This window comes from Rhodococcus sp. ARC_M5 (assembly GCF_022810405.1).
GTDB lineage: Bacteria > Actinomycetota > Actinomycetes > Mycobacteriales > Mycobacteriaceae > Rhodococcoides > Rhodococcoides navarretei.
The window spans coordinates 374,972-381,536 of the sequence record NZ_JALGQE010000005.1 but is presented as its reverse complement, the minus strand read 5'-3'; the positions used below and the strand labels follow the sequence as shown (position 1 = coordinate 381,536).

Sequence of the window (6,565 nt, the reverse complement as noted above, 5' to 3'; positions counted from 1 at the left end):
CGACGAACGAACCCAGCAGTATCGGGACCGGCGACTGACAGAAGGCAAGACCCCACGCGAGATCACCCGATGCCTCAAACGCGCCATCGCCCGCGAAATCTACGGCCTACTCAAGCCGCCCCAGACCACTTGACAAACATAGGAGCATCGTTCAGTGGCCTTTCGGGGGGTCGATGTCACATTCAGTGGACCCCGTGAGGCGAGCGGTGGAGTCCGGGCAGCTGACTGTCAGATGCCCAACTGCGCGCGGAGGTCGAGCACTCGTATCGCGATGATTCCGAGGGACACCACAGCAACGGCGATCACCGACAACCACGCCATGGACAGGCCGGCCAGGGTTCTCGGTGCTCCCGTCCCACCAGTTCGGTTGGAGAGGAACACCAAACCGGCGGTGGCTGCTGCACCGGCGACGAGGCCACCCATATGGCCCCAGAGCGAGATGCTGGGGATGGAGATGCTGATGAAGATGTTCACCGCGATGACGATGAGGATCGGAGCCGGGCTGCGCTTGAGCCGCAGCAGGATGACGGCTTGGGCGCCCAGGAGGCCGAAGACTGCGCCGGACGCGCCGACGGTGGAGACGAGCGGATTCTCCAGCAGCATCACCGACGCGCTTCCGCCCAGGAGCGAGAGGAAGTAGACGGCCAGATAGCGAGTTCGACCGAGCACGAGTTCGACGTCGCGACCGATGATGTACAGCGCGAACATATTCACGAGCAGATGAATCGGCCCGTAGTGGACGAAGCCACTGCCGACCAGCCGGAACACGTCGCCGTCGGCAACCAGCAGGCTGTTGAGAGCCCAGCTACGGGCCAGCCCGGAGCCGGAGGTGTTGTTCATCGGATCGCCGGACTGCGCAACCGTGATGGCGTAGACGATGACGTTGACGGCGATGAGCGCGAATGTCAGTGGGGTCTTGGCCGATCGCGTCATCGGCGCGCCGGCAATGGTCTGCGCCGTCCGCACGTTCTTGTTGCCCTCGCGTACACAGTCGACGCAGTGCTGGCCGACAGCTGCGGCTTGCAAACACTGTGGGCATGCCGGCCGCCCGCAACGCGAACAGGCCAGGCCGGTGGGGCGATCGGGATGTCGGACGCACACCGACTGAGGTGGGTTGGGTTGGTCGCCGTACGCGCCACCCCAGCCGGGGTTCGTCATGTTCTCTTCAAGTCCTTCGGGCAGATCAGGCGATGGTGATGTTGTTGATGACGACCTCGTCCACCGGACGATCGCCGCGGCCGACCGGCGTGCTGGAGATCGCGTCGACGACCTTCTTCGACGCCTCGTCGGTGACCTCACCGAAGATCGAGTGCTTGCGGTTCAGATGGGGGGTCTTGCCGGTGGTGATGAAGAACTGCGAGCCGTTGGTGCCGGGGCCGGCGTTGGCCATGGCCAGCAGGTACGGGCGATCGAAGGAGAGTTCGGGGTGGAACTCGTCCTCGAACTTGTAGCCCGGTCCGCCTGTACCGGTGCCGGTGGGGTCGCCGCCCTGGATCATGAAGCCGTCGATGACGCGGTGGAAGACTGCGCCGTCGTAGAACGGTCCGGTCTTGGCACCCGACGCGTTCTGCGTCGTGTACTCCTTGGATCCGTCCGCGAGACCGACGAAGTTCGCGACGGTCTTGGGGGCGTGATTGCCGAACAGTTCGATGACGATATCGCCCCGGTTGGTGTGCAACGTGGCCGTTTGGGTCTTGTTTGGTGAAGTCACGCCCTCCATCGTGCCATCCCGAGTGACCGGGCAGTTCACAACGGGCATCGAGACGGGTGCATCAGGACGGTTCGACAGGGGCCTGTTGTGGAACAGTGAAGGTATGACGAGCACAACGAAGTCCGATCAGATTCGGTCGACCACCGGTACCGCAGGAGCGGAGCCTGCGGAACGACCGAGGCGAGCGGCTGCGTCTGCGCTGCTCGGCGCGGCCTCCGCCGCAAGCAGGGGCCCGGCCGGAGTCGGTCTGCTGCTGGCCAAGAAAGGCTACGGCCTGGCTCGCAAGCAAGCCGCCCAGAGGCGGGCAGCCACCGCGGAGCACATCGCGCGCGCGAACCGCACCACAGCGTTGGTCACGGCCGAGTCGGGATCGCGTCGGACCCGAAAGTTCCTGCTCCTCGGTGCCGCGGCGGCCGTTGTGGGAGGTGCCGTGTTCCTGCTCGGTCGCCGTCGCAACGAGGTACCGCCACCTGCCGATGTTCCGCCGAGTCTGGCCGACTACGACGAAGCGTCGTCATAGATACAGAATTCTCTGCACCAGATCGAACAGGCCGGGCCTGGTCCGCATCGCGGCCTCCTCGCTACGGTCGGCGACGACCAGTGCAGCGTTGTGAGCACTGGTCGTCCCATCGGTCAGATAGTCGCTGTGTCCGCGCGAGCCGATGAGTCCATCGGATCCGTCGGTGGCGAGAAGCGTGATGCCGTCCAGCACGCCCGGGTCACGGCCGAACGCACCGAGGTCGGCCACGATATCCGCGCCTGCCTCGGCTGCGAACACGTGCCCCGTCGGAAGCCGAAGCTCCTCCACGCTGTGGGTGCCCAGTCCCGGTGATCCCAGAGCCACGAAGTCGTCGACCCCGGTGTCGTTCCGGAAAGCCGCTGCCGCAGTGAGGGATCCGTACGAGTGGGCCAGTACCGACAAGTGAGGATCGCTCGCGCGTGCGGCGTCGAGTCCGTCCAGAAACGGTGCCAGTCGATCGGCCCCTACCCTGGCCGCCGCGCCGGACACCACCGTCCGGTCGGGATCGAGCATGCTCCACCCGAGCTGAGGGGCCTGGTAGTCGAGCCAGGTCACCGCGGCCGCAGTCTGCGACGAATCTCCCGGAAGTAGCTGTTGCACAGCTTGTTTCAAGTTCTCCATGTCTTCGTCGTACCGGAGCCCGTTTCCGTGCACGGTCGAGTCGAGGCCGGGTACGAAGACGGCCACATGGGTTGCCGTATCGACATCGCCCACCGCGACAGCTGCCATCGTTTCCTCGTACGAGGAATTGTCGAGCACCAGAAGCTGCCGTCCTCCCCGCTCCAAGGCCGCCTCGATTGCATCGAGCGACGCCAGCCGCGCTCGAGTCTGCTCCAAGCCGGCATCGGCGTCCGTGAACAAGCCGCCGAAGGTGTTGCCCTCCAGCTCTTTACGCAGTTTCGACTCGGTAGCACGCAGGCGAATGCGCTCGGCGACCAGCACCCGACGGTTCGCGCTGTCGCGGACACGTCCGGGCAGACCGTCCAGATTGCCGATCAGGGCGGGCTGCTCGACGAGCAGCCGGGTGCGCGCCGCGGGCGAGAGCGCGCTCCAGAAGGCGGCATTGGCAGCCGGCGTTGCATCGTGTGGCACCGAAGCCGCCACCACGGTTGCGATCGCATCGGCCGAGGCTCGCCCGGCAAGGCGTCGGGCAAGGGCGTCGTCGAAGTCGGTGGCACTTCGCACCAGCTGCGAGATGCGGTCGGTCAAGTCCTCGCAGCGACGGCGTCGCTCTCGCCTCGTCGACCACAGGTCGGCCGACGCAACCGAGTACGACGCGGTGTCGGTCACCGTGCCGTCGGATCCGACTGTGAATCGCTCGTCCGTGGCCGCTTGCTCCACTGCGCGCAGGGCTGCAACCACACTCGCCATATCGATGGCGGCATCCGCGGTGCACGTCGCGATCCGGAGCAACTCGTCGGTGGCGTCCGACAGTTCGAGTCGGATGCGTCCGAGTGCCTCCCGCGCCGCATCGGCCGCAGGGCCGCGCCACCCGTCGAACATGATCTCGTCCGTAGCCGAATCGTGCAGGCCGGTCATGTCGCGCCACCGACGCATGAGGTGCTCGGACACGGTAGCCAGCACGCGGCTGTCCCACGATCTGAACTGGTCGAGAGTGACCATCGCGTATCCCCCCGCAGCATCGTCGTTTCCGACGAGTCAACGCGAAGGGTGAACCGAAACGGGAAATCTATCCACAGCCTGTGGACGAAATCTGGGGATCAACGATGGAAAGTGCGGATGCTACTGCGCAATTCTGCGAACTGGGCCGCTGTAGCCGGCGTCGGGATCGGCCTGCCGACTGGTCCTCGGTGGCCTGCTTCGCTTCGCCCGGTACAGATCGGCGTCTGCTGCACGGTAGATCTCGCCCCAACGGCGATCCGCGGGCATGCACGCGAGGCCGACGCTCCATTCGGCGCGATGCGCGCGACGCAATCTCTCGATGATCTGCCAGGCTTCCTTTTCCAGAACCCCCGGCATGAACAGCACGAATTCGTCGCCACCGAGCCGACCGAGCACATCGCGTCTGGTCAGCTGGCCCTTCCAGGCTTTCGAGACTCTGGTGAGCAGAACGTCACCGGCGATGTGGCCGTACTCGTCGTTGATCTCCTTGAAGTTGTCCAGATCGAGTACGGCAAGGCTGACCGACAAGCCACGCGCAGCGCATGCCGGCAACATCTTGTCGATCTTGGACTCGAAGCCGAAGCGATTGAGCAGCCCTGTCAGCGCGTCGTGCGTCGCGGAGTAGCGCATTCGACGCGCGAACACACCGAATACCTCGGTCGCGCCGACGATTCCGAGAGCAACGAGGATGTAACTGATGAAGGGCGTACCGTACGGCGCGATCGCGGCACCGATGACTGCCGAAACAGCAAGCACTGCAACCCAAATGCCGGCATTGCGCTCGGACCAGAACGCACCGATGTGCATGCCGAGAAACATGGCCGCCTGTACACAGATCAAGAACGCAGGCATGGTGTCGCTACTGCCCAGCGCGCACGCCAGGGCCACCACCGACAATGCGGTCGCGAATCCCACTGCGTGTTTGGGGCTCGGCACAGCCGCCCTCGCCAGCACCACGATCGCCAGCGGGCCCAGCAGCAGCGCCAACGCCGCCAGAACCTGCTGGGCACCGGACAGGTTCGACCACGACGCAATGGCGCTGGCGGCGTAGAGAACCGTGGTGACTGCCGCGAACACCGCGAGCATGCGGCCCGACTCGTCGAACCTGAGCCTGCTCACCAGCCGATCCCAGCCACGCAAGGCCCTTGCTCTGCCGGTTGCGGACAGGACACACAGAAGCGTGCCCCACCGCTCATCCGATACCCCCCAGGCACCATCGGCCCTCCCCACGCACTACGGCCATCGCCTCACATGACCCAACGATGCCCGGACTCTAACATCCCCGTGCCTCGACCACGACTCCGGACAGGGAAAGCGCAGCAGGTCAGGACGCCTTCTCGGCGCGCGCAGCCTCCCTGGCGAGCAGGCGGTCGCGTGACTCCTCGAACTTGGTTGCCTTGGCCGCCAGATCCTCCACGAACGCCGCCAGACGATCGCGATCGCGCTCGCCCTCACCGGTGAAATCGTTCCGCTCGAAAATCCTCCACTTACGCAACACCGGCATCAATACCTCGTCCAGATGCTGGCGGAGATCGTAGATCCCGTTCTTGGCCAGGATCATCGCGTTCTTTCGGAAATTGGGCATGTTCAGGCCGGGCATCTGAAAGTCGGTAGCGACGTCGGTGATGGCGCGAACCATCTGATCCGGCACCAGATCCAGCGACGCCTCACCCAAGTTGCGGTAGAAGATCATGTGCAGATTCTCGTCCGCCGCCACCCGAGCCAGCATTCGATCGGCTACCGGATCCCCGCACGCCAATCCCGTGTTCCGGTGCGAGACACGCGTCGCCAACTCCTGGAACGTCACGTACGCCACCGAATGCAAGAAGTTCGCGCCATCCATGGGTGCATCGACACCCACCGTCATGTGATGCATCCGAGCCCGCTCCAACCCCACAGGGTCGACCGCACGCGTCACCACCAGATAATCGCGCATCACGATGCCGTGACGGTTCTCCTCTGCCGTCCACCGACCCACCCACGTGCCCCACGCACCGTCGAGCGAGAAATTATCCGCCAACCCCCGGTGATACGACGGCAAATTGTCCTCGGTGAGCAAGTTCGTGATCATCGCGGTGCGGGCCAACTCCGACAACGAGGATTGCTCGAGCGACCAGTCCTCCCCACCCATGGCCGCGAAGTTCCGACCAAGATCCCACGGAACGTAGTCATGGGGATGCCACTCCTTCGCCATCGACAGATGACGATTCAAATTGGCTTCCAGCGTGCCGTCGAGTTCGGTCAACAGCTCTTCGTGATCGAGAACGCGCGTCATTGGCCGGGGCTCCTTAGAAATCCCAAATGTCTGAAATCGCCGATCGATTCGAGACTGTGGCGAACACCTTTCGCCGAGATCGAACGACGGCACACCCCCCTGCGGTGCGCCGCCGCGATCACTCACATCGATTCGAGAACCGACGCTCTTGAACACCGACAACGCTATGGACCGACTCGTGCTTGCGAAACAGAACGATCGACTGTCTGGACATATGGGCGCCCAACCGAAGACCACCTTGGGTTCGATCACAACCATTCCGGTGAGCTCGCCCGTTGCCCGTGGGCACTCAATGGCACATCCGGTGGACTTTTCGGGGGTCAATGGCACATCGAGTGGACTCGGGGAGGTGCGGTGGGGCGGTTGGGCCGCTGGGGCCGCTGGGGCCGCAGGGGCCGCAGGGCCGGAGAAACGAAAAAGGACGCCCACCGAAGTG

The 6,565-nt window shown here is 64.5% G+C and carries 6 protein-coding genes; 1 reads left to right on the top strand and 5 read right to left on the bottom strand.

Annotated elements, in window-relative coordinates:
• Positions 1 to 228: 228 nt before the first annotated feature.
• Positions 229 to 1,158: a rhomboid family intramembrane serine protease gene (locus MTX34_RS11170; RefSeq protein ID WP_243609491.1), complete on the bottom strand. Its 930-nt coding sequence runs from the start codon at positions 1,156 to 1,158 to the stop codon at positions 229 to 231.
• 25 nt (positions 1,159 to 1,183) lie between these two features.
• The gene (locus tag MTX34_RS11165; protein WP_094632154.1) at positions 1,184 to 1,720 is read right to left on the bottom strand and encodes a peptidylprolyl isomerase; all 537 of its coding nucleotides are present in this window, start codon (positions 1,718 to 1,720) and stop codon (positions 1,184 to 1,186) included.
• Positions 1,721 to 1,814: 94 nt separating this feature from the next.
• On the opposite strand from MTX34_RS11165, the gene MTX34_RS11160 reads away from it, so the two are divergent.
• Entirely contained in the window at positions 1,815 to 2,231 is a 417-nt protein-coding gene (locus MTX34_RS11160; RefSeq protein ID WP_243609490.1) for a hypothetical protein, read from the top strand.
• On the opposite strand, the gene MTX34_RS11155 is transcribed toward MTX34_RS11160, so the two are convergent.
• The 3 genes from MTX34_RS11155 to MTX34_RS11145 form a co-directional block, all read right to left on the bottom strand.
• Positions 2,226 to 3,854 carry an alpha/beta hydrolase gene (locus MTX34_RS11155; protein WP_243609489.1) on the bottom strand — a complete coding sequence of 543 codons (1,629 nt, stop codon included), beginning with the start codon at positions 3,852 to 3,854 and terminating at the stop codon, positions 2,226 to 2,228. The genes MTX34_RS11160 and MTX34_RS11155 overlap by 6 nt on opposite strands.
• Positions 3,855 to 3,974: 120 nt before the next feature.
• On the bottom strand, positions 3,975 to 4,973 hold the full coding sequence (locus MTX34_RS11150; RefSeq protein ID WP_243609488.1) for a diguanylate cyclase: 999 nt from the start codon (positions 4,971 to 4,973) through the stop codon (positions 3,975 to 3,977).
• 205 nt (positions 4,974 to 5,178) lie between these two features.
• Positions 5,179 to 6,129, bottom strand: coding sequence for an acyl-ACP desaturase (locus tag MTX34_RS11145; RefSeq protein ID WP_243609487.1), 951 nt, complete (start codon positions 6,127 to 6,129; stop codon positions 5,179 to 5,181).
• Positions 6,130 to 6,565 lie beyond the last annotated feature (436 nt).

What these genes read in the sequence shown, in the direction of transcription:
- MTX34_RS11170 (WP_243609491.1), bottom strand. Translation starts at nt 1,158, where the DNA reads ATGACGAACCCCGGCTGGGGTGGCGCGTACGGCGACCAACCCAACCCA.
- MTX34_RS11165 (WP_094632154.1), bottom strand. Translation starts at nt 1,720, where the DNA reads ATGGAGGGCGTGACTTCACCAAACAAGACCCAAACGGCCACGTTGCAC.
- MTX34_RS11160 (WP_243609490.1), top strand. Translation starts at nt 1,815, where the DNA reads ATGACGAGCACAACGAAGTCCGATCAGATTCGGTCGACCACCGGTACC.
- MTX34_RS11155 (WP_243609489.1), bottom strand. Translation starts at nt 3,854, where the DNA reads ATGGTCACTCTCGACCAGTTCAGATCGTGGGACAGCCGCGTGCTGGCT.
- MTX34_RS11145 (WP_243609487.1), bottom strand. Translation starts at nt 6,129, where the DNA reads ATGACGCGCGTTCTCGATCACGAAGAGCTGTTGACCGAACTCGACGGC.